At 69.3% G+C, this 1,826-nt stretch carries 2 protein-coding genes and 1 pseudogene; 1 reads left to right on the top strand and 2 read right to left on the bottom strand.

The window, feature by feature from the left end; all coding sequences use genetic code 11:
• A pseudogene (locus EYA84_RS31440) lies at window positions 1–350 on the bottom strand (hypothetical protein); the annotation flags it as partial.
• 192 nt (window positions 351–542) lie between these two features.
• Complete coding sequence (locus tag EYA84_RS33075; RefSeq protein ID WP_012014940.1) at window positions 543–710, bottom strand: DUF5679 domain-containing protein; 168 nt, start codon at window positions 708–710, stop codon at window positions 543–545.
• A 533-nt stretch (window positions 711–1,243) separates the two neighbouring features.
• On the opposite strand from EYA84_RS33075, the gene EYA84_RS31435 reads away from it, so the two are divergent.
• Window positions 1,244–1,765 carry a M48 family metallopeptidase gene (locus tag EYA84_RS31435; protein WP_131057806.1) on the top strand — a complete coding sequence of 174 codons (522 nt, stop codon included), beginning with the start codon at window positions 1,244–1,246 and terminating at the stop codon, window positions 1,763–1,765.
• The last annotated feature ends 61 nt before the right edge of the window (window positions 1,766–1,826 follow it).

Here is a 1,826-nt window from a genome sequence, read left to right as displayed (position 1 = left end):
GCCAGGGCCAGCGCGCCGGCCTCCGCGGCGAGTCGGCTCCGGCGGGGCTCGGCGAGATCCCGGGGCACCAGCGTGTGTGCCGGCACCACCAGGCCGGCCTCACGCAGCGCGTCGAGCAGGGCGCGGGCGTGTTCCGGACGGCCGCCCGTACCGGTCAGCACCTGCCGTTCGCTGCGGGTGCCGTCGAGCAGGTCGAGGAGCCGGACCGCCCCGGGGTCGGCGAACTCGACCAGGACGGCACGCTCCGGTGCCAGCCCGAGCTGGAGGGTGTGCCGGTCGCGCCAGAGTCGGCTGAGGCCGGGCAGCAGGGTGGGTCGGGGCGACGGCGGGTGGTCCGTGATCGGCGGCATGGGTACGAACAGTGACCGATTCCCTGCTGTCCGTCGATCGTTGTCCACAGGTGGCCACCCGCAGATCCAGGGCTGTCCACAGGATTTGGCGAGTTTTCCACAACTCGTCGGTAACCCTGTCGGTGGCCCGACAGTGAGCGGAAACGCCGCGAGGGGGTGGCCGACGGCCACCCCCTCGCGCGGACGCGTACGTCAGACCTTCGCCTTGCCCAGGATGCGGTTCACTGTTGTGCCACACACCGGACACTTGCCCTTGGCCATGTTCATGCCGGTCTTCGAAACCTCGACGCGGCCTTCGAAATCCCGCTTCTCCTTGCACTTGACGCAGTAACCGTTGTAGGTCTGGGCCTGGTCGGCCACGGTGTGCCTCCTCGTCTCGTCCGCCGGGTCGATGCCGGTCCGGCGGTTCTCCCGGCGCGGTCGCCTACGACGTCCGACATCGGGTCTTCTCCGTGGTCATCCACATGACCACCGGTTGGCGGACCCTACCCAGGTGCGGGTGGTTCCATGTCAGTTGCGCGTTGCCACTGTGAGCAAGGCGACGTCGAGAGTGTGCACGCCGAATTGCGCCAGATCAGTCCTTTTGGCGGGGACACGCCGACTGGAGGCCGCTAAATCCGCTGGTCGGGCGGTGCGGCCGGAGATTGGGACCCCGCTGGCGGGGTCGAGTGATGATCACTTACCGTGGTGCGGGTCGGTGCTGTGACACCTCACCGGCCGTCACGAAGGGTGATCGTGACGCCGCGCGATGCTCCGGCAAGAATTTTTTCGGGACTCCTGGCGACCAATCCCCATTTTCCGGGCGCGTGTCGGGGGGTTGACCCTTGCGGACCCCTGGTCACAACGCATTAGCTTGCCAACGTGACAGCAAACCGAGGCTGCGCGGTCCACTGATGGCGGGGGCGCGGAAGCCTGTCGTCGAGGTACGGCGCAGCCAGCGTCGGCGACGTACGGTGTCCGCCTACCGAGACGGTGAGCGGGTCGTCGTCCTCATCCCCGACCAGTTCTCCCGGGCCGAGGAGAGCGAGTGGGTCGACCGGATGCTCGCCCGGCTCGCCGCCCGCGAGGGGCGCCTCACCCGTTCCGACGCCGAACTGGTGGAGCGGTCCGGCCGGCTGATCAAGCTGTACCTGACCGAGTACGGCGACCAGGCGGTGCCGGCCAGCGTCCGGTGGGTGAGCAACCAGAACGGCCGCTGGGGCTCCTGCACCCCGGCGGACCGCTCGATCCGGCTCTCCCACCGGCTCCAGGAGATGCCGGAGTGGGTGATCGACTACGTGTTGCTGCACGAACTCGTCCACCTCATCGTGCACAGCCACAACGCGCAGTTCTGGGCGCTGGTCGGCCGGTACCCGAAGACCGAACGCGCCCGGGGCTACCTGGAGGGTGTCGCGGCGGTGGGCGGCGCGCCCTGAGCGGTCCGCCGCCCGGCGGTAGGGTCGACGCATGGCTCGACGTGTGGTGGCGGCGCTGCTC

The organism is Verrucosispora sp. SN26_14.1 (assembly GCF_004307965.1).
Taxonomy (GTDB): Bacteria; Actinomycetota; Actinomycetes; order Mycobacteriales; family Micromonosporaceae; genus Micromonospora.
The sequence above is the reverse complement of the archived record's forward strand: the minus strand, read 5'-3'. Positions and strand labels throughout refer to the sequence as shown.